The 20,594-nt window shown below is 67.7% G+C and carries 21 protein-coding genes; 2 read left to right on the top strand and 19 right to left on the bottom strand.

All coding sequences use genetic code 11. The features are described from left to right. Positions 1–13: 13 nt before the first annotated feature. The 9 genes from thrS to B5F70_RS00700 all read right to left on the bottom strand — a co-directional run bounded on the left by thrS (position 14) and on the right by B5F70_RS00700 (position 8,918). Positions 14–1,777: a threonine--tRNA ligase gene (thrS, locus tag B5F70_RS00740; protein WP_087203651.1), complete on the bottom strand. Its 1,764-nt coding sequence runs from the start codon at positions 1,775–1,777 to the stop codon at positions 14–16. A 214-nt stretch (positions 1,778–1,991) separates the two neighbouring features. After that, entirely contained in the window at positions 1,992–2,423 is a 432-nt protein-coding gene (locus B5F70_RS00735) for a zinc ribbon domain-containing protein (RefSeq protein WP_087203650.1), read from the bottom strand. 167 nt (positions 2,424–2,590) lie between these two features. Then, a complete protein-coding gene (locus B5F70_RS00730) occupies positions 2,591–2,992 on the bottom strand; it encodes a DUF5655 domain-containing protein (RefSeq protein WP_087203649.1) in 402 nt (133 codons plus the stop codon). Between the two features lie 3 nt (positions 2,993–2,995). After that, positions 2,996–3,487 (bottom strand): GyrI-like domain-containing protein, encoded by a 492-nt coding sequence (locus tag B5F70_RS00725; RefSeq protein ID WP_087203648.1) that lies wholly within the window; start codon positions 3,485–3,487, stop codon positions 2,996–2,998. Positions 3,488–3,563: 76 nt separating this feature from the next. Next, positions 3,564–4,868: an MFS transporter gene (locus B5F70_RS00720; protein WP_087203647.1), complete on the bottom strand. Its 1,305-nt coding sequence runs from the start codon at positions 4,866–4,868 to the stop codon at positions 3,564–3,566. Beyond that, positions 4,869–6,359, bottom strand: a complete 1,491-nt coding sequence (locus tag B5F70_RS00715) for an MFS transporter (protein ID WP_087203646.1) — start codon at positions 6,357–6,359, stop codon at positions 4,869–4,871. Positions 6,360–6,361: 2 nt separating this feature from the next. Continuing rightward, entirely contained in the window at positions 6,362–6,970 is a 609-nt protein-coding gene (locus B5F70_RS00710) for a TetR/AcrR family transcriptional regulator (protein WP_087203645.1), read from the bottom strand. A gap of 84 nt (positions 6,971–7,054) precedes the next feature. Next, positions 7,055–8,188, bottom strand: coding sequence for an AI-2E family transporter (locus tag B5F70_RS00705; RefSeq protein WP_087203644.1), 1,134 nt, complete (start codon positions 8,186–8,188; stop codon positions 7,055–7,057). Between the two features lie 31 nt (positions 8,189–8,219). Next, positions 8,220–8,918, bottom strand: a complete 699-nt coding sequence (locus B5F70_RS00700; protein ID WP_087203643.1) for a TIGR00266 family protein — start codon at positions 8,916–8,918, stop codon at positions 8,220–8,222. A gap of 191 nt (positions 8,919–9,109) precedes the next feature. Between B5F70_RS00700 and B5F70_RS00695 the strand changes: the two genes are divergently transcribed. Next, positions 9,110–9,406 carry a hypothetical protein gene (locus tag B5F70_RS00695; protein ID WP_087203642.1) on the top strand — a complete coding sequence of 99 codons (297 nt, stop codon included), beginning with the start codon at positions 9,110–9,112 and terminating at the stop codon, positions 9,404–9,406. Between the two features lie 363 nt (positions 9,407–9,769). Here the strand turns inward: B5F70_RS00695 and B5F70_RS00690 are convergent, their stop codons facing one another. The 3 genes from B5F70_RS00690 to B5F70_RS00680 all read right to left on the bottom strand — a co-directional run bounded on the left by B5F70_RS00690 (position 9,770) and on the right by B5F70_RS00680 (position 13,084). Then, positions 9,770–10,207 carry a LysR substrate-binding domain-containing protein gene (locus B5F70_RS00690; RefSeq protein ID WP_143753898.1) on the bottom strand — a complete coding sequence of 146 codons (438 nt, stop codon included), beginning with the start codon at positions 10,205–10,207 and terminating at the stop codon, positions 9,770–9,772. Between the two features lie 117 nt (positions 10,208–10,324). Continuing rightward, on the bottom strand, positions 10,325–11,596 hold the full coding sequence (locus tag B5F70_RS00685; RefSeq protein ID WP_087203640.1) for an ROK family protein: 1,272 nt from the start codon (positions 11,594–11,596) through the stop codon (positions 10,325–10,327). A 129-nt stretch (positions 11,597–11,725) separates the two neighbouring features. Beyond that, positions 11,726–13,084, bottom strand: coding sequence for a M18 family aminopeptidase (locus B5F70_RS00680; protein ID WP_087203639.1), 1,359 nt, complete (start codon positions 13,082–13,084; stop codon positions 11,726–11,728). 147 nt (positions 13,085–13,231) lie between these two features. Between B5F70_RS00680 and B5F70_RS00675 the strand changes: the two genes are divergently transcribed. After that, entirely contained in the window at positions 13,232–14,326 is a 1,095-nt protein-coding gene (locus B5F70_RS00675) for a radical SAM protein (RefSeq protein WP_087203638.1), read from the top strand. 63 nt (positions 14,327–14,389) lie between these two features. On the opposite strand, the gene B5F70_RS00670 is transcribed toward B5F70_RS00675, so the two are convergent. The 7 genes from B5F70_RS00670 to B5F70_RS00640 form a co-directional block, all read right to left on the bottom strand. Next, positions 14,390–15,745, bottom strand: coding sequence for a chloride channel protein (locus B5F70_RS00670; RefSeq protein ID WP_087203864.1), 1,356 nt, complete (start codon positions 15,743–15,745; stop codon positions 14,390–14,392). A gap of 11 nt (positions 15,746–15,756) precedes the next feature. Next, on the bottom strand, positions 15,757–16,545 hold the full coding sequence (locus tag B5F70_RS00665; protein WP_087203637.1) for a sulfite exporter TauE/SafE family protein: 789 nt from the start codon (positions 16,543–16,545) through the stop codon (positions 15,757–15,759). A 175-nt stretch (positions 16,546–16,720) separates the two neighbouring features. Beyond that, positions 16,721–16,951 (bottom strand): hypothetical protein, encoded by a 231-nt coding sequence (locus B5F70_RS00660; RefSeq protein ID WP_087203636.1) that lies wholly within the window; start codon positions 16,949–16,951, stop codon positions 16,721–16,723. A gap of 46 nt (positions 16,952–16,997) precedes the next feature. Further along, positions 16,998–18,398 carry a bifunctional folylpolyglutamate synthase/dihydrofolate synthase gene (locus B5F70_RS00655; protein ID WP_241145853.1) on the bottom strand — a complete coding sequence of 467 codons (1,401 nt, stop codon included), beginning with the start codon at positions 18,396–18,398 and terminating at the stop codon, positions 16,998–17,000. A gap of 94 nt (positions 18,399–18,492) precedes the next feature. Then, positions 18,493–19,167, bottom strand: coding sequence for a 5-formyltetrahydrofolate cyclo-ligase (locus B5F70_RS00650; protein ID WP_087203634.1), 675 nt, complete (start codon positions 19,165–19,167; stop codon positions 18,493–18,495). Continuing rightward, positions 19,160–19,732 (bottom strand): GTP cyclohydrolase I FolE, encoded by a 573-nt coding sequence (gene folE / locus B5F70_RS00645; RefSeq protein ID WP_087203633.1) that lies wholly within the window; start codon positions 19,730–19,732, stop codon positions 19,160–19,162. Before folE ends, B5F70_RS00650 begins: the two co-directional genes overlap by 8 nt. A 2-nt stretch (positions 19,733–19,734) precedes the next feature. Next, a complete protein-coding gene (locus B5F70_RS00640) occupies positions 19,735–20,592 on the bottom strand; it encodes a bifunctional 5,10-methylenetetrahydrofolate dehydrogenase/5,10-methenyltetrahydrofolate cyclohydrolase (RefSeq protein ID WP_087203632.1) in 858 nt (285 codons plus the stop codon). Between the last annotated feature and the right edge of the window lie 2 nt (positions 20,593–20,594).

The raw sequence follows: 20,594 nt of genomic DNA, 5'->3' as shown, positions 1-20,594 counted from the left end.
ACGTGCAAGCCTCCTAACGGCGCTCAGCGATCTCGGCCGTCACGTCGGCGATGAAGGCATCGAGCTCGGCCACATGGGTCTCGTTCGTGCGGTCGCGCACCGAGATGTTGCCCGCCTCGACCTCCTGCTCCCCGATGATGAGCATGTAGGGCGGGCGGTCGATGTTGCGCGCCTCGCGGATCTTATAGCCGATCTTCTCGTCGCGCTCGTCGAGCACGGCGCGGATACCGGCTGCCTCGAGGCGATCCGTCACGTTGCGGGCGTAGTCGCGGCTCTTCTCGGAAACGGGCAACACCTTCACCTGGCAGGGCGCGAGCCACGTGGGGAACTTGCCCTCGAAGTGCTCGATCAGGATGCCGATGAAGCGCTCGATGGAGCCGAAGCACACGCGGTGCAGCATGATGGGGCGCTTCTTGGAGCCGTCGGCGTCGGTGTACTCGAGATCGAAGTTGAGCGGCATCTGGAAGTCCAGCTGCACGGTGCCGCACTGCCAGGTGCGGCCGAGGGAGTCCTCCAGATGGAAGTCGATCTTGGGCCCGTAGAAGGCGCCGTCGCCCTCGTTGACGACGTAGTCCTTGCCCAGGCGCTCGAGGGCCTCGCGCAGGCCTGCCTCGGCGCGCTCCCAGTCCTCATCGGAACCCATGGAGTCCTCAGGACGGGTCGAGAGCTCGAGATGGTAGGTGAAGCCGAACTTCTGGTAGACGGAGTCGATGAGGTTCACCACGCCCACGATCTCGTCGGTCAGCTGGTCCGGCCGGACGAACAGGTGGGCATCGTCCTGATTGAAGCAGCGCACGCGGAACAGGCCGTGGAGCGCGCCGCGCATCTCATGACGGTGCACAAGACCGATCTCGCCGGCGCGAATGGGGAGCTCGCGATAGCTGTGCGGCCGGCTCTTGTACACGAGCACGCCGCCGGGGCAGTTCATGGGCTTGATGCAGTACTCCTCGTCGTCGATGACGGTGGAGTACATGTTGTCCTTGTAGTGGTCCCAGTGACCGGAGGTCTTCCAAAGCTCCTTGTTCATGATCATGGGCGTCGAGATTTCGACGTACCCGGCGGCGCGATGGATCTCGCGCCAGTAGTCGAGGAGCTCGTTTTTGAGGATCATGCCGTTGGGGAGGAAGAACGGGAACCCGGGGGCCTCGTCGCGCATCATGAAGATATCCATCTCGCGACCGATCTTGCGGTGGTCGCGCTTCTTCGCCTCCTCGATGAGGCGCAGGTGCTCGTCGAGCTCCGCCTTGGTGGCGAACGCGGTGCCGTTCACGCGCGTGAGCATCTTGTTGTCCTTGTCGCCCTTCCAGTAGGCGCCGGAGACACCGGTGAGCTTGAAGGCCTTGAGCGCCTTGGTGTAGGTGAGGTGCGGGCCGACGCACATATCGATGTACTCGCCCTGTTGGTAGAACGTGATGCGCGCATCATCGGGCAGGTCGCCGATGTGCTCGACCTTGTACTTCTCGCCGCGCTTCTCCATAAGGGCGATGGCCTCCTCGCGCGGGAGCTCGAACACGGAGAACTTGAGGTTCTCCTTCACGATCTTTTTCATCTCGGCCTCGATGGCGGGGAAATCGTCCTCGGAGATCTTCTGGCCCTCGGGGAGGTCGATATCGTAGTAGAAGCCGTTGTCGGTGGCGGGGCCGTAGGCGAAGTCCGCCTCGGGATAGAGCCGCTTCACGGCCTGGGCCATGATGTGCGCAGCGGAATGACGGATGACGTGGGTCACCTCGTCGGCGGGGCACTCGTCGACGCGGCCGTCGTTATACAGGACTTTCATGGGAACCTCTCTTCTGGTGGTGGAAAACGCAACGGGATACGGCAGGGCAAAACAGAAAATCGCCCCGCACCGCCGAGGCGGCGCCGAGCGATTTGGGGCGCCTGTCCAGGACCTGCCGGCCCGGAAAGGGACAGACGCCTAGATAGTCTGCGTAGTGTAGCTATGTCCTCGCACAAACGGCATGGACGAGACCTTTCTGATTCGCGCGGCCGTCCTACTGGATGTGCGTACGGCAGTAGGGGCAGACCTTCCAGTGCGCATCGAGCGGGCGATGGCACGACGGGCAGACGTTGCGGACCTGCGTGTTGCACACCGGGCAGACCACGAAGTCGCGCTCGATGGGCGTGCCGCAGTTGGGGCAGGTGCCGTAGTGCGAGAGCTGGCGCTCGCGAAGCGCCATATCGAGCTCCTGCTCCTCACGGTCGGCGAGATAGCTGTGCGGACGCAGCGCGAGGTAGGCGATGAGGCCGATGAAGGGGATGAGCGAAACGATGCCCCACGCCCAGAACGCCTGGATGCCGCGACGGCGCGCATCGACGAACACGTACACGACGGAGAGCACGTAGAGCGCCACGATGAAGGCGATGAAGAGATAGATGGCCATCATGAGCTCGGGCGTGAGCAGCTCGGAAAGAAGACTCGACATGGATAGAAACCTTTCGTCAAGGCGGATAACGGGCCCATTGTATACCAAACGCGAACCTAACCCCACCCGACACGGCAACTGCATAGAACGATTCGGGCGCCGTCACGGCGCGCCGGGGCGCGCCTGCACCTCGGCACGTGCGCACGGAGTTCGGGCGCCCGCGCACGTCAGCGGCGCCCGCCGCGCCGCTTGGTGAGGGAGAACGCGTGCGACTCCCCTATCCAATCGAGGAGCTCGCCGTCAATATCCTCGGGTCGCTCGACCAGAACGTGGTGCGTCCAACGGTGGGGATACGGCTCGGTCGTGATGGCGATGCGCGGCGACTCCTTGCGGTACGGAAGGCCGAAGGTCACGACAAGGCAGCGCTCAGGCCAGTCCCGGCGCCGCCGCAGGGGCAGCGATACCCAGGCGAACCCGAAGCGGTCGGTGAAGGCGATCTGCGTCTTTTGGACGCGCATCTCGATATCGCCGCAGGTCGCGTTGATACGGTCCTCGAGTATGCGGTAAACGGGCAGCATATCGGGCATGCGCGCGAAGAACCGCGCAAGATCGGTATCGGCGGCGTACATGCGCTACCCCTGCCGACGTACGGGAACCCAGACCTCGCTGTACGCGGTCCCGTCCTTGCGCGGGCGAGCAAACGAGAACATACGGAAGCCGTCGAGCTCGTAGGGCACCTCGGCAAGCCACGTCCCGTAGATGGCTGCCGTCGTCTGCTGCATGGCGGTCGGGAACAGGCCATCCGAAGGAAAGACCGCCCAGGTGAGCGCCGGTACGTCGACGACATGCAGCCCCGCGCCCGCCTCGCGCACGGTCGTAAGCACCCCGATCAGGTGCGTGAGCGTACCGGACTCTGTCTGAAAGTCGGTGTCGGAATCCCATGAGACGTTGACCACCTCTATGGGCTCCACGTCTTGCAGCTGATGCATCTCCGCACGCTGCTCTTGGGTAATAGAGCCGGCAAGTGCGGCGATGGCGGGGTTCTCGCCCTCAAACTGCATCGGCACGCGCGCCATGACGCCCACAAAGCGAAACGCCGGCTTCTCGCAGATACGGTACTCCATACGACCCACCCACCTATCGCTGACGGTGCTTCATACAATATCGCACATACGCCTATGCGCTGGCGGCGCCAAGCCTTCAGCCCCGCTCAATATTGCGGATGCTCGGGATCAGCCACGTCACCACCGCGAGCGCGACCATCGCGGCGCCGGCGCCCGCAAACCAGGCGGGCGCGCCCACCGCATCCGCAAAGAGCGATGACACGGCGAGCCCCGCTGGCATGGCCCAGGACATGATGGCGCCGTAGAGCCCGAAGACGCGGCCCAGAAACTCCGGCGGGATCTTCTCCTGCATGAGTGCCGTCTGGGGTCCGGAATACCAAGGGGAGCTCGCGCCCATGAGGAAGCTCATGGCGAGAAAGCCCGCGAACCCGTCTGGCCCGAGAAGCCCCGCCGCAACCGTCGCCGCGCCATAGAGGGCAGTCGCCGCGACCACGGTGAGCGCACGGTTCTTGAAACCGCCCGTCGCGGTGAGCAGCAGCGATCCCGCGATCATGCCTACGGAGAACGCGATCTCCGCAAACGCCGCGTCGCCGGTCGTGCCGCCAAAGTGGGCGATGGTCATGAGCGGGAAGAGCGCCGAGATGGGCGAGAAAAAGAGCGTGAAGGCGAAGCCGCACCAGAGCAGGGAAAACAGCCCGCGGTACCCGCGGAGAACCCGACAACCCTCCATCGTCTCAGCCAGCAGGGTGCCCACGGTGGCGGCGATACCGGCCGCCACGCCCCCGTCGGCGTCGGAGCGCGACGCCTCTGCCTCGGCTGCACCTGAGCCCCCGATCCCACGGGAGCCAACATCCAGACGCGCGGCGAGCACCGCCGCCGTGGCGATAAGGGCTCCCGCCACATCGAGCGCGATCATGGCGGTGAGCCCCCACAGGGGGTAGATGATGGCGGCGACCGCGGTCCCCAGGATGTAGCCGCCCGACTGCACCGCTTGGGTGACGCCCGAGAGGCGCGTCAGGTACTCGGTCGGCGCTACCAGAGGCGTGAGCGTCTGGAACGCAGGGGTGTGGAAGGCGCTCCCGACGGCGCGGAAGAACAGCGCGACCATAACGACCCCTACGGGGAGCGTCCCCGCCAGCGAGACGAGCGCCACCACGGCGCTCACCCCCGCGATGAAGAGATCGGCCCCGACAAGAACGCGCTTGAGCGGCAGGCGATCGACGATGACGCCCGCAAAGGTGCCGAAGAGCGCGAGCGGCAGAAATCCCGCGAGAGACGCCAGCGAGAGCATGCCCGCGGAGCCCGTCGAGAGCGTGATGTGCCACACGAACCCCATCTGCAGGATGGAGCTCGTAAGGACCGATACGAGCTCACCGGTCCAGACGCAGGCGAGCTTCACCCGCCATGCGCCCTCCGCGCCAGCTGTCTGCAAACCGCCCAATCACGCCTCCTTGCGCCCCGCGCGCTCAAGGACGAAGGTCCTCACGAGCGATGCGACGAGCGCCACCGCCACCAGCGCCGCGAGCAGATGGAACACCGTCGAGAGCCCGTGCATAAAGAGCTCGGGATGCTCGGGGACAAATCCGGTCACCCGATAGCCCGCTTCCGCGCTCATGGTACCGTACAGCACGCCCATGGAGATCGTCGTGCCGAGCGACTGGCCAAAATAGCGCATGAGGTTGCCGAGCGATCCCACGAAGCCGAGCATCTCGGGTGCGGCGTGCCCCATGATGAGCGAGTTATTGGGTGACTGGAACATGGCGCTGCCGAGCGAGGTGAACATGAGCATGGGCACGATCGCGGCAACGGACGTCGCGAGCGCGAGCGTCGACAGGCCGAAGAGCCCCACGGCGAAGACCGCCTGGCCGGCAAGGGTGGGCTTGATGCAGCCGATCCGGTCGGAAAGCGCGCCCGAGAGCGTACCGATGGTGGCGTTGACCAGCGGATAGCATGCCATAACCAAGCCCGCGACCGCCGGATCGAGGCCTAGGGCATCCTGCAGGTAGAATGGCATGACGATGGTCACACCGGAGAGCCCCAGAAAGACGAGCACCATCGCGAAGAGGTCGATGTCGAAACTCAGGTTGCGGAAGAGCCCGAAGTGCACGAGCGGCACCTCCTGCCGGCGCTCGACCACGCCGAATACCACCAGCAACGCAACGCCTGCCGCCAGCATACCGAGCGAGAGCGCGCCGACCTCGCTCTCCATGAGCGTGATCGCCGCAAACACGAGCAGAATTGCAGGCACGATAAGCACCGCACCAGCCACATCGAAATGACAGCGCTCCGCGGGCCTGCGGTTAGGCAGCGCGTACATACCGATGGCGAGCGAGATGATGCCGATGGGGATGTTGATGAGGAAGATGACCTCCCAAGGGAAGATCGACACCAGCACGCCGCCGATGGTGGGGCCGGCCATGGCACCGAGCGCCGTGAACGTCGCGACGAGCCCGAGGGCCCGGCCGCGCGTCTTGGCGAAGAGCTCGGTGATGATACCCTGGTTGTTGGCGAGGCTCGCCGCCACACCGAGCGCCTGCACGGCACGTGCGACAACGAGGAACTCGAGCGTTCCCGAGGCGGCACAGAGCGCCGAGCCCGCGACGAAGAGCACGACGCCCGCCTGGAAGACGCGCACCTTGCCGACGATGTCGCCCAGCCGCCCGAACACGAGCAGAAAGGCGCAGGTGATCACGAGGAACACGCTTGCGACGAGCTGGATCTCCGTACCGCCGACGCCGAGCTCGCGCTGCATGGTGGGGAGCGCCACATTGACAATCGTACCGTCGAGCGTCTCCATGAAGGTCATGCACAGGATGGCGAACAGGGCGAGCGCCCGCCTTCCGCGTGAGAGCACAGGGGGCGCAGCGACATCATGTCCGCCGGACGCATCGAATTGCAGGGCGTCCTTCACCTGCTGCTTCTCTCTTGCCATCGTCATTCCTCTCCCCTACCGTGCCGGGTCCCAAACAGGGCATCGAGTGTCATATCGATGAGCGCGTCGACGGCGCGCTCGAGCTCCTCAGCGGTGAAAGCGTCGCGCGCGAGCAACGTGACGGCGCACACCCGCTGGAGCGATTCGGCGAGCTCGAGGTCCGCATCGCGCGCCTCTCCCACCGAGCGCTCCAGAAGACGCGCAAGCGCACCGCCGGACATCTCGGGCCCCATCACGACGTCGTCGGGCAAACCTGCGCGGATCCTCTGGAAATCCTGCCGGCTCAGGCACCGGAAGATGCAGCGCTCACCATGCCACACCTCGCGCATCCACCGCTCGAGCACGGCGCGCTCGCCGCCGCGCTCGGCGCGCGCAAGCTCGCGCTCGAGCGCTCCCACGAGCTCTCGCCGGTTCTCGGCGACCATCTCGGTCACAAACGCCGTCTTGGAGGAGAAGAACCCGTAGAACGTGCTCGCGGCGATCCCCGCCTCCTGCGCGATGTCCTCGATGCGCATGGCGCGGTATCCCCGCGAGAGCAGACAGGACCACCCGGCGTCGAGCATGCTGCGCCGGAGCCCTTCTTTATCGGACGGGGTGAATATCGCCGGCATGGCACTCCTCCCTACCTTGATTTCGATAGAGATGGTAACACTATCCGAATATTATTAGCGAATATTTACGTTATATCTTCGGGATTATGGTCGGCCCGCGCCGCCCTCACCCGCGGCGTGCGAGCGGCGCGCATAGACGTCGTTTCTGATCAGGCGGTACACCACGGCCGCCAGCGGAACGCCCACGAACATCCCCGCGATGCCGAAGGCACCGCCGCCGACCGTCACCGCCGCGAGCACCCAGATGCCCGGCAGCTGAATCGAGGACCCCACGACGTGCGGGTAGATGAGGTCGCCCTCCAGCTGCTGCAGCACGATGATGAAGACGAGGAAGACGAGCGCCTGCAACGGAGACTCCATGAGTATGAGGAAGGCGCCGATGATGCCCGAGAGCAGCGCGCCCACGATGGGAACGAGCGCCATGAAGGCCGTCAGCGCCCCGATCATCATGGGGTGCGGGAGCCCGAGGAGCACCATGCCCAGCGCGCAGAGCACGCCAAGGATAGCGGCCTCGGTGCACTGGCCGACGAGGAACCGGTGGAAGCAGTCGTCGGCGATGCCCGCGACGTAGCGCACGCGCCCGAGGGCGCGGGCCGGAAGATAGCGCTCCAGCACAAGGTTGAACTGCCCGGAGAGCTTATGCTTGCCGAGCAGGACGAAGAGCGCAAAGACAAAGGCGAGCGCGAAGGTGGCGACACCTGAGGCGATGCCCGACACCGCACCCACCACGCCATGCATGACGAGCTGCGCGGCATCCCCCACGCCCGCCTTCCAGTCGAATGCGGCAAGGGAGTCCGCCGCCGCGTCGAGGGTCTCCGGCGTGAGGATGCCCGCTTCTTCCAGCCATGCGCCGAGCGCCGAGAGGGCGACGGGCACCTCGGACACGAGAAGGCGGATGCAGTCGATGAGCTGGGGCACCACGAGCACGACCACCGCCGCGACGATGCCGGCGAGAGCAGCAACCGCGATGATCAGGCTCGCGAGGGGGCGCAGGCGCTGAACGGCCGGATGCGCCGACCCCGGCAGCAAGTGCCTCTCGAAAAAGCTCATCAGGATGTTAAGGGGATATGCGAGCACGAACCCCAGCACGATGGGCGCAAGCGAAGACGCGATCAGCCCGATGAACCGCTCGATGGTCGGCCAGTAGTAGATTCCCAGGTAGACGGCGAACGCTGCGAGCGCTACGGCCGCTATGGTCTTTGCAGATGCGTGTTCCATAAGCTCCTCGAGGGCGCGGGCGCGGCCCGCCTCAGTTGGATTGCGTGGGCAGGTAGGGGTGCATTGCCTGCGCAAGGTTCGCGAGGTTGCGCGTCTGGATATAGACGCGGCCCTCGCCCGTGAAGGTGTTCACCAGGCCCTCGCCCGTCGTGAAACCCACGAGCCCGCTCGCGGCCTCGATGTGATACGAGAGCGAGGCATCCCATGCGACCACGTGCTCGTTGTCGACGACAAGCGGAGCGCCCGCCGTGACGTCGAGCGCGAGAATGTCACCGAACGCGGTCACGAGGAGCGACCCGTATCCCGCAACTTCCATGACGAAGAGGCCGCCGGTGTTGCCGAAGAGCGCCTTAGAGATGCCCTGGTTGACCATCGTGTACTCGACCTCGTCATCGCAGGCGAGAAACGCGCCGGTGTTCAGGCGGTACCGGTGCCCGTCGTCGACTTTGAGCTCGACGATCTTGCCCGGCACAGGCGGCGCCACGGCGATCTCGCCATCAGGCTGGGTACCGGTCGCCGTGGTGATGAACATCGACTCGCCGCTCGTGATGCTGCGACCGATGGCGCTGAAGACCCCGCCAAGCCCCTTCTTCCGGGAATTGAGACCGCCGGCGATCTCAACCCCGCGGGAATACACCATGCTCCCGCTCTCGGTCCTGACGGTATCACCCTCGCCGAGCGAGATGCGTGCGATAGGGCAATCGGTGTCGCCGGCAAGCACAAACCTCATGGGCTCTCCTCCCCTCGAGCGGCCGCAGCCGCGCACATCTCTCTCGACTATACCCCGCAGTGGCCGCGGTGAATCCCCCGGCAGCACGCGCCCCGCGCCATCCGTCATCCCGCATAACTTGTGTGTGCATAGCTTGTGTGTGTGTGGGTATAAACGAGCCGACGACCGAGCCTCAACGCAAGGAGGTCCCCATGGACGCATACGTCACCCTCGGCCTCGGCATCATCGCCACCGTGCTCGCCGGCTGCGCGGCGGTTGCCGCCCGGTTCGGGAGCCTTGTCGCCTTCGACTCAGTCGCCTGCGCCCTCGGCTCCCTGACGGGCGTCATCTGGTGCCTCTGGGGCTTTGCGCAGCGAGGCGACACGTCCGGCTTTGCCGATACCGTCGGCGCGTTTCTTGCCTGCGCCCTCATACTCGACGCATTGGTACTTGCCCTGCTCGCACTGGCGCTGATTAGGGAGCATCGCCGTCGCAACGCAGTGTCTTAGCATAGGTGCACCAGCGGTAAGCGAGGTTGGACGCCGCGGAAGCCAAATCCCATCGATCAGCGGGAAACACAGAGAACCGCCGCGTGAATGACCGGTTCCCCAGATATAAATAACCCCCCCCCATGGACAAAATGCGCATCGAAATAATCATCGGCGCCTCTCTCGATACCTGAAGCACCCTACCGATACCGTTTGGAAACCCCTTTTCCCGCGCAAATGCGCCTTGTGGGGATGCCAACGCGTCATCTTGGGCCTTGAACCGACCATGGTGAAGGTGCGGCGACCCATTCAATGCGTTCGCCGAAGGACGTAACCATTATTTCGATGCGGGTTTTGTCCAAGGGGGGTTACTTATTATCATCCCTAGCCGTTCGCGACCTCTTCAACATACGTCCCGAGGGCGCGAACGAAGGCGCTGAGCGCATGCGTCATGCGTCCGCGCCGCACCCGCACCCCAAACACAAGGGGATCGCCGCCCCCGAGGGGCACCGCAACCAGTCCCATCTTGGACAGGTCGGGTATGCACGGCACGACGACGTAGGCGATGCCCGCCGCCGCGGTATACGGGTTGCAGATGGCAACCTTGCCTGCGCCGGCGAGCTCGTCGAGGCTCACCGTGCCCGCAGCGGCAAGCGGATGATCGGGGGCGCAGTAGCATACCACGGGCGCATCACCGAGGCGATGGAAGACCGTGGATGCGGCGGGCGCCCCCGAGGGGTCGCGGAACTCCAGGAGCGCATCGAGCGAGCCGCCCTCAAGGGTGTCGTGGCGGCGGGGGTCGATCGTCATCGCCCTGATCAAGCTCGCGCAGCTTCTCTAGCCGAAACGCCCCGGGGCGCCGCGCTCCGCCCCGGACGTACGGTATCGCATGGGCCCGGCGCCAGAGCCGCCGCGTGTGACCTGGGCGACAATCTCCCCTTACAACGTGTCCTGCAGAAGCGTCGCCGCGTCGAGCGGCTCGCCGCGCATGAGCTCCGCCGCATGGTCGATGAGGGCGCCGCGCATGCGCATGAGACCGCCCAAGACCGCCGCGTCGGACCCAAGCGCCGCAGGGCGGAGCGCCGTCACGCCCTCGACGCCGAGAGAGCTGAAGCCGTTCTCGACGGCGAGGATCTCATCGAGGCACGTTGCGAGGTACCCGCCCACGATCACGCAGTCGGCGACAAGCAGCGTGAGCGCGATCTCTATCGCCACGCGCACGTAGCGGATGGCTCGCTCCACCGCGCCGTGCGCCGGCTCCTCGCCCGCCTGCCACCGGCGCCTGAGCTCACATACGGCCGCATCCCGCCCGTGGGCGCGCGCATAGGGGCCGAGCCCGCTCGCCTCGAGGAGGGCGTCCGCCCCCGCATAGGTGGTGAGGCAGCCCCGCTTGCCGCAGCAACAGAGCTCCCCCTCGGGGTTGAGCTGGATATGCCCTATGGTCATCCCCGTCCCGAGGGGCCCGTTGTAGATGCGATCGCCGAGAATGAACGAGCCGCCGATGCCGTCGTTGGAGGAGATGAAGAGCGTGCCTGCAGGCATCGGCCCGCCCTCGTCCTCCATATGGCGAACCTCCGCCCAGGCGGCGCAGTCGGCATCCTTGAGGAGGACAACGGGCGCCGAGACGCCGTGCTCCGCGAGCGCACGGGTGATAAGCGCCCCGAAGTCCATCATCTCCCAGCCGAAATCGAGGTTGGCGAGCACCTCGGAGCGGTTGGAGCGCACCGGCGCGGAGGTGATGACGCCCACTGCATGGAGGGGAAGGCGCCCCTCCGCATCGAGCCGCCGCGCGAGACCGCAGATGAGCTCGGCGGCAAACGCTGCGAAATCCCCGGCGTCCGCACCGCGGAAGTCGCGCTCATACGTCTCGTCCACGAGGCGCGCGCCGCCGAAGGCCTCGCATACGAGCCTCACCCGACCGGGCACCAGCTCGATCACCGCCACGGGATAGGAGTCGTCGGAGAAAGAGAGCTGTTTCTTGCGGCGGCCGCCTTCTGCCTCCATGGTATCGCTCGTCACGAGGAAGCCGGCGTCCATGAGCTCGTTCACGAGCAGCGTGACGGCGCCCGGCGTGAGGCCCGTCGCGCCGCACACCAGCGAGCGCGAGCCGCCGTGATTCCGCTCGAGCGCGTGCAGCACGAGCGCGAGGTTGTGATCGCGCACCGCGCGGCTGTTGAGACGAGCGGTCCCCACGCAAGGCACCTGAGCCATGACTCTCCCCCATCATGCTCGCGGCGCCCCTAGGGACGCCGCTCAAACCAGATGGCTGTATCATACCGCTACCTATCGCTGGACTCAGCTCCAGCCCGCGCGCATCGGCATACGGCGCAAACCGGGCGCTCAGCGCACCTCGAAACCGTCCGCCCCCTCGATACGAAGGTCGCAGGCGAAGTACGCGGAGAGGGTGCGCACGGCGAGCGCCACGTCCGCCGCGCCCGCCGTCTCGAAGGCGGAGTGCATGGCCCACTGGGCGCAGCCCACATCGACCCCGTGCATGCTCGCCTGCATGTTGGAAAGGTTGCCGAGCGTCGAGCCGCCCGCCTGGTCGCTCCTGTTGGCAAACGTCTGGTACGGCACGCCGGCCCGACGGCAAACCTCGATCATGGCCGCCCTGCTGAAGGCGTCGGTGCAGTAGTGCTGGTTCGCCGCTTCCTTGATGACGATGCCCCCGCCCAAGCGGCAGCGGTTTCCCTCGTCGTAGACGTCGGGGCGGTTGGGATGCACCGCGTGCGCGTTGTCGCAGCTCACCATGAACGAGCGGGCGAGGGCGCGACGCAGGTCCTCGTCGGAGAGGCCAAGTGAGGCCGAGGTGCGCGCGAGCACGTCGGAAAGCAGCGTCGAGAGGGCGCCCTGCTTGGTATTCGAGCCCACCTCCTCGTTATCGAAGAGGGCATACACGTTGACCGAGGCGGGCTCGTCCGCCTCCAAAAACCCCGTGAGCGCGGTGTAGGCGCACATGAGGTCGTCGAGGCGCGGGGCGGAGAGGAACGCGTCGCCCGGGCCCCAAAGCCGCGGCTCGTCCATGGCGACCAGGAAGAGGTCGGAGGAGACGAGGTCCTCGGGCGCGACGCCGAGCTCATGGGCGACGAGCGCCCCGGTGCCTCCGTCGGGAAGGGGCGACGCCGCGATGACCGGGCAGAGGTCGCGCGCGCGATTGGGGGCGAAGCCCCCGTTGACGCCGCGGTCGAGGTGCACGGCGAGGCTCGGGATGAGCGCGACCGGGCCGTCAAGCGCCACGAGCCTGCTCTCCACGCGGCCCCCGACCCGTACGAGGGCGCGGCCCGCGAGCGTGAGCGGGCGGTCGAACCACGTGTAATCGATCATGCCCCCGTAGGGCTCGACGTTCAGGCGTTGAACGCCCGCGGGCCCCTCCAGAAGCGCGTTGCTCTTGAGCTTGAACGTGGGCGAGTCGCCGTGCGCCGCGGCGACCTGAAAATGATAGCGGGAGGCCCCGCCGGTCGGGCGCGAGCCCACCGCCCACGCGACGACGCTCGAGGCGTTGCGGCACGTGTAATAGCGCCCGCCCGGCTCGATATCCCATGCGGCGTCCTCGGCGAGGTACGTGAACCCCGCCGCATCGAGCCGGCGCCGCACGGCCGCCGCCGTGTGGAACATGCTGGGGCTCTCACGGATGAACGCCATGAGCCCCCGCGCCTGCGCGAGCGCGTCCCCGTCCAGAGCACCGACCTCATCTGCCATCACGGCACCACATCCTCACAACTCGTCTGCTGGTTGATACCAGCTTAGCACGGCGGGACCCCGCACGCGCGCCGGCATCGCGCCCTGCGCTATAGTAGAGGGCCGGCGATATCGCCGCCATCTGCCCGCCCCTTCCGCGGAGGCCCCATGAAGCGCATCAGTTTCCTCGTAAAACCCGCCTCGGCGCTTTGCAACATGCGGTGCCGCTACTGCTTTTACGCCGACGTGTCGGAGCATCGCGCGGTGCGCAACCACGGGGTGATGGATGAGGGCACCATGCGCGCCCTCATCGACCGCGCGCTCGCCCTGGCAGACGACGCGGACATCACCTTCGCCTTCCAGGGCGGCGAGCCCACCTGCGCCGGCCTCGGGTACTTCGAGGCCTTCTGCTCCTACGTGGAGGCGCACCGCACGCACCAGACCGTGCACTACGCCATCCAGACCAACGGGTACCTGATCGACGACGCGTGGGCGGCGTTTTTGGCAGAGCACGGCTTTCTGACCGGCGTCTCGCTCGACGGCTACCGCGACCTGCACGACTGGCTCCGCCCTGATGCCCTGGGGTCTGGCACGTACCGTCGCGTCATGGACGCGATCGCCCGCCTGCGCGCGCACGGCGTCGCCTTCAACATCCTTACCGTGCTCACCGCGCAGCTCGCCAAGCGCCCGCAGAAGCTCTACCGCTTCTACCAGCGCGAGGACTTCGACTATATCCAGCTCATCCCCTGCCTGCCCGGCCTCGATGACACCGAGGACGAGTACTCGCTCACGCCGGAGCTGTTCGCCTCGTTCTACAAGGCGTTCTTCCGCCTGTGGGTGGAGGAGTTCCAGCGCGGCCGGTACCGGTCCGTCACGCTCTTCGACAACCTCATCCCGCTTTTCGCCGGTGTACGCCCGCAGCAGTGCGGCATGCTCGGCGCGTGCGCGCCGCAGTTTGTGGTCGAGAGCTCGGGCGACGTCTACCCGTGCGACTTCTACGTGCTCGACGAGTACCGGCTCGGCAACATCGCGACCGACAGCCTGGAAGACCTCGCCGCCGCGCCGGCGCTCGCCGCGTTTCTCTCAGAGCCGCGGCGCCCCTGCGCATCCTGCGCCGACTGTCCCTTCGAGGGCATCTGCCACAGGAACTGCAAGCGCCTGAACATCGCATACTACCGCGAGGACTGGTGCGGGTACCGCGCGTTTCTGGAGGACGCGGCGCCCGCGATGCGCACCATCGCCCGCGCGCTCGCACGGCGGTAGCGCCCCTGCCGTGCGCCCGCGCGGCGCTCCGCGCGCGTGATCACCGGCACGGCGGCGCGGCCGCTACACCACCCCGTCGCGGTGCCGCTCGATCACCTGCTCCACGGTGTCGCCCGCGTCGCCGCCGAGCGAGCGCCACTTGGGCGTGACGATGCGCTGGGCCGGGTAGACACCGCGATGCCCCGCGATGAGATAGCCCACGAACGACACGATGACGAAGTACGGCGCGGCATGGCCGCCAAACAGGTCGATGCCGAGCATGATGGTGGTGATGGGGACGTTGAGCGCGGAGCCGAAGAGCCCCACCATCCCGAGCGCGGCCATAAACGAGGGGGCCATGCCCGCAACCGCGCCGATCCAGCCGCCCAGGGCCGCGCCGATGCCGAAGAGCGGGGTCACCTCGCCGCCCTGATACCCGGCGCCGAGGGTGAGCGCCGTCACGACCAGCTTGCAAAGAGCGTCCACGGGCGTGGTCCCACCCTCGAAGCCCGCCTCCACGAGCCATGTCGAGAGCCCCGCGTAGCGCCAGAGACCGAAGGCGGCGTAGACGCCGAGAAGCACGAGCGACCCCACAAGGGCCGCCGCGAGGTAGTTGGTGATGCGCGCCGCATAGAAGCGCCTGACGACGCGGATGGCGCCCGAGAACAGACGCGCCGCGACGCCGAACACCAAACCTGCCGCCACCGCCAGCGCGATGGTCTCCGGCCCCAGCTCCGGGATGCGCCCGATGATGTAGGCCTCGCGCGGCGTGCCGAGAAGCGTCGCCACGGAGTCGCCGACAAACGACGCGACGAGGCAGTAGACGCCGGCGGCGTAATGGAGCTTCCCGACGTAGCACATCTCCATCCCAAAGAACGCCCCGGCGAGCGGCGTGCCGAAGACCCCGCCGAAGGCGGCCGCGATGCCCGCCATCATAAGGTCCTGGTGGTCATGCGGCTCGAGATTAAAGCGGCGCGACACGGCGTCGGCGATGGTCCCGCCGATCTGCACCGCCGTGCCCTCGCGACCGGCCGAGCCGCCTGCGAGGTGGGTGGCGACCGAGCAGACGAACGTGAAGGGCGCCATGAGCCACGGGATCGCACGGCCCGTGACCGCGCCGTCGATCACGAGGTTGTTGCCGCGCGCGGCCTCCCCGCCATACATGCGGTAGAGCCAAGCGGTCCCGACGCTCACCGCGGGCAGCAGCAAGAACACGGGCCAGCCGTGGGCGTCGCGAAACGCGGTCACCCCATCGAGCGCCGCGAGGAACGCCCACGCCGCCGCCCCCATGGCGCAGGCAACTAGAAGCACGAGCGCCATAAGCCGCGTCGACTCGCGCAGATTGCGCAGGCTCCGGCGCGCATCCATCATGAGGGCGCGTTCCTGCAGCTTGATGCCCTCGCTCCACGCGCCCGCCCGCGGGGCGCCCTCCCCCTTCATCCGCCCGGCCATCAGGCGATGAGGTGCTTCGCGGCGTTGTACACGCACACCAGGATGATGACGACCATAAGGCCGCTGAAGAGCTTGTCAACGTGCTTCTCGTCGATGCGCTTGTTGATGAGGCGGCCGAAGACCCCGCCCATGATGCCGCAGACGATCATGCCGATGATGAGCGTGACGTCGATGACGCTGAAGTCCACCGTCGGCAAACTCGTGACGGTGCTCGTAGCCTGCGAGCACAGGATGATGAAGAGCGAGTTCTGAGCCGCCATCTTGGTGCCCATGCTAAAGAAGAAGTAGAGCACCACGAGGTTGATGGGGCCGCCGCCGATTCCCAAAAACGACGACATGACGCCGAGCGCGAAGCCGATGACGACGCAGGCCGGCGCGCCCGTGATCTGAAGGGTCCGGATCCGCGCCTTGTTGAGGTTGTAGGCGAGGGTGCCGAGCGTGATGATGCCGAGCGCCACCGCCTGGACCGCGCCGGCGAGCCCCGGGTCGGGGAAAAGGCCCTCCACCACGTCGAAGAGCTGCTTGCCGGCGAGCCCGCCCACCGCGGCGCCGAGCGCGAGCGGCACCGCCGTCTTGCCGTCGATGGAGGTGGCCCCCGAAAGGCGGTTGCGCAGCACCGAGTAGCACGTCATGGCGAGCACGGTGCATCCCGAGAGGAAGTTGATGGTGCCGGGCAGGAGCGTCCCCGACGCGTCGAGCACGGGCTTGATGATGACGCCGCCGCCGATGCCGCAGATGGCGCCGATGATCGACGCTCCGAAGCTGATGATGAAGAACAGTACGTACACGGGCAACTCCCCACAATCGGGCTCGGGGCATACGGCGCCGGCCGGGCACAGGGCTCTCAGTATACTCCCCCGGCGCCTCAGGGAAAAACGGTCGGCGCGGGCCGTCACGCGGCAGGCGAAAGCGCGACGAGCGCCTGCGACCACAGCGCGGCCGCAGGCGCCCTGGTAGGGAGGCTCAGCGGTGGTTTTCCGCCCACTTCTCCATGATGTGGTCGATGGTCTCCTTGCACTTCTGCGCGTCGAGCTTGAGGTCGCTCACGGCCTCGATAAGGATCTCGGCGCACTTCTCTCGACCCAACAGGTCGGAATCGAGGCAGAGGTCATAGCTCTCCTTCGCACCCCACGGCTTATCGGTGAGGGCGTTCCGGTAGGAGGCGCGGCGGCGCATGAGCTCCTGCAGCAGCATGATTAGGTCCCCTTCCCTAGGATTGGGGTGGTCGCCCCCGCCTACGCTAGCGCGACCGCGCGCCCACGCGCAGAAGGCCCGCCACCTCGCCCGCGAGCGTGATGGTCCCCGCCGCCACAAGCGGCTCTTCGGCTTCGGTGTAGGCGCAAAGGGCCTCCTCGACCGATGGGTAGACGCCCGCAAGGTCGCTGCGCGGGCGTCCCGCCGAAGCGAGCCTCTCGCCCACGAGGGCGGCGAGCTCCTCGGCGGGGAGGGCGCGCGGCGATGCGGTCTGCGTCACCGCGATGCGCGGGAACGCCGGCACGAGCACGTCGACGATGCCCGCCACGTCCTTATCCGTCAGGGCGGCGATGAGGAGCGCCGGGCGCTCGGCGACCGCGGGCGCGAGCTCGCCCAGGGCGGACACGAAGGCCTCGCACGACTGCGGGTTGTGGCAGGCGTCGACGAGCACGAGCGGACGGGCCCGCACCGTATCGAAGCGCCCCGGCGTGGGGCAGGCCATAAGGCTCTCGTCGAGCGCCGCGGGGTCGAGCGGGCGGTCCAGATAGTCCTCGGCGAGCTGAATGGCGCAGGCAGCGTTCTGCGCCTGATAGAGGGGCTTCATGAGGCGCGGGGTGTAGATGGCGCGGCGCGTGGTGGTGGAAAACGAGAACGCGTCGCCCAGGTGCGCCGGCGCGGTCAGGCTCACGTGGTTCACGACGGCGGGCACGACGCCGGCGGCGCGGCACGCCTCGTCCATCACCTGTTGGACGCTCGGCTCGTGCGTGCCCTCGCCGAGCGTGACGGCGCGCCCGCGCTTGATGACCGCGGCCTTCTCGCCCGCGATGGCGGCGAGGGTATCCCCCAGGATGCGCATATGGTCGAGGCCGATGCCCGTGATGGCGACGGCGACGGGGTCGGTGGCGCTCGTGGCGTCCCAGCGTCCGCCCATGCCCACCTCCAGCACCGCGACATCGACCGCCGCCTCGGCGAAAATCACGAGCGCCGCAACCGTGAGCAGGTCGAAGGGGGTGATGGTGTAGGCGCGCTCCCCCGCAGCCGTCCGCCTGTCGTTGACGCGCCGGCCCGCCGCGCGCGCCGCGGACACGCCGTGCGCGAAGGCCCCGTCGCTGACGACGCGCCCGGCGATCTCCATCCGCTCGGGATAGCGCACGAGCTGAGGGGAGGTATAGAGCGCCGCGCGCCTGCCCTCGCCTCCGAGGATCGCCGCCGTGAAGCGCGCCGTGGAGGTCTTGCCGTTCGTGCCCGCCACCTGCAGGCAGTCGAAGTGCCGGTCCGGACGCTCGAGCTCGTCGAGCATGGCGATGACGGTCTCGAGCAGGGGACCGGCATCGCCCGAGATGGTCCCCGTATCGGCCGCGAGCCTCACCGCCTCCTCGTATGCGAGCTCCTCCACCGCAAAGGGCACCCGATATGCATCCGTCTTGGGCGTAAGCGCCTCGGCCACGGCCCCTCCCCTCGGCGCGCCATGCGTGAGCATCGCGCGCATCATCGTTTCGGCATTACCGTGCGAGCATGCGGCCCGCGCGGGCACTGACAGCTTACCCGCGCGCCGACATCGCCGCAACCACCGGGCCCTCCTCGGTGAGCACGGTGCCGACCGGCCGGTCCCAAGCATCGCGCGCCCCCAGGGCGGCGAGGTCATCGACAAGGAAGCGCCGGTGGCACAGACCGAGGCTCGCGCCGGGAAACCCGGAGAGAAACCGGTCGTAATAACCCCCTCCGTACCCCAAGCGGAAACCGGCGCGGTCGAAGGCGAGGCCCGGCACGAGGGCGAGCGAGCGCGAGCAATCGGTGATAGCGGACACGGTGACGACGGGGTGCACGCCCGGCACGGGTTCCTCGATGCCGAAGGGACCGGGCGCAAGGCCGTCAAGCGCGTGGACGCGATGCCACGCGAGCGTGCGCGAACCCGAGACGACGCGCGGCAGGCACACGCACTTGCCCGCCGCCCAGGCCTCCCGGATGAGGGCGCGGGTATCGACCTCGGCGCCGATCGAGAGGTACGTGAAGACTACGTCGGCGCGCGCCCACGCCGCGAGCCCGCGCACGCGCGCCCCGATCATCTCATCGGTTTCCGCGCGCCGCCGCTCCTCGAGCGCCGCGCGCTCTGCCCTGAGGCGGCGGCGGAGCCCGCGCTTGCCCTCGGGGTCCGGATAGACGGGGCGGGAACCCGGCCCGGCCGCCCCCTCTGCGCAAGCGGCGCTCTCACCCATTGAGCCCCAGAAGGCGCAGGGCCTCCTCGCGCGCCTTGATATCGTTTTTGAAGCCGCCACGCACAGCGGACGTCACGGTGAGGGCGCCGGCGGCGCGCACGCCGCGCATCGTCATGCACGTATGCTCCGCCTCGAGGACCACGAGCACGCCGAGCGGCTCGAGCTCGGCCATGAGGGCATCCGCGATCTGTGCGGTCAGACGCTCCTGCAGCTGCAGGCGGCGCGCATAGCCCTGAACGCAGCGCGCGATCTTGGAGAGGCCCGTGATGCGCCCGGCGCGCGGGATGTAGGCGACGTGCGCGCGGCCGGTGAAGGGCAGGATATGGTGCTCGCACATCGAGGAGAACGGGATATCGCGCACGATGACCATCTCCTCGTTGTCGCTCTCGTGGAACTGCTTGCGCAGGTGCGCTGCGGGATTCTCGTCGTAGCCGGCAAAGAGCTCCGCGGCAGCGCGCGCAACGCGGTCCGGCGTCTCCCTAAGACCTGGGCGGTCGGGATCCTCGCCCACCGCCAGCAGAAGCTCCCGCACGGCGGCCTGCGCCCGCTCCAAATCAACCGACATGGCTATCCTTTCCGCGCCGCGCGCTCGCACGCGTCGACGACATGCTTCATGAGTACGGCGGTGGTGACGGCGCCGACCCCGCCCGGCACGGGGGTGAGGGCGGCCACGACGGGCTCCACCTCGTCTGCGGCGACATCCCCCACCAGGTTGCCCGCCGCATCGACGTTGATGCCCACGTCCACCACCACTTGGCCGGATGCGACGGCGCCCCGGCCGATCGTGCCCGCGCGCCCCGCCGCCGCAACGATGATATCGGCTCCGGCGCACGTGGCGTCGAGGTCGCGCGTACGGGTATGGCAGATGGTGACGGTGGCGTTTTTGCCCATGAGCAGCATCGCCACCGGGCGGCCGATGACGAGCGAGCGGCCGACGACGCACACGCGCGCCCCCGAGAGCGCGACGCCCGAGCGCTCGAGCAGCTCCACCACGGCCTCGGCCGTACAGGGCGCGAACCCCGTCGCGCGCCCCGCGAACACGCCGTAGAGCGACCCCGGGGTGATGCCGTCAACGTCCTTTGCCGGGTCGAGCGCGGCTGAGACCGAGCCCTCGTCCAGATGCGCGGGGAGAGGCCGCATGATGAGGCAGCCGTGCACGTCGGCGCGCTCGTTGATGCGCTCGATGCAGGCCATCAGCTCGCCCTGCGCGGTATCCGGCGCCAGCGCCTCGACCTCGACGGCAACGCCGGCGGCGGCCGCGCGCTTCAGGGCCCCGCGCTCGTAGGCGATATCGCCGGGATCTCCCCCCACGCGCACGATGACCAGACGCGGGCACGCGCCCGCGTCTCTGAGTTTCGCCGCCCGCGCCGCGGTCTCGTCGGTGAGGGCGCGCGCGATGGGCGCTCCGCGCAACAGCTCGGCCATCT

The organism is Collinsella sp. An268, from assembly GCF_002159765.1.
Classification (GTDB): domain Bacteria; phylum Actinomycetota; class Coriobacteriia; order Coriobacteriales; family Coriobacteriaceae; genus Coprousia.
The sequence above is the reverse complement of the archived record's forward strand: the minus strand, read 5'-3'. Positions and strand labels throughout refer to the sequence as shown.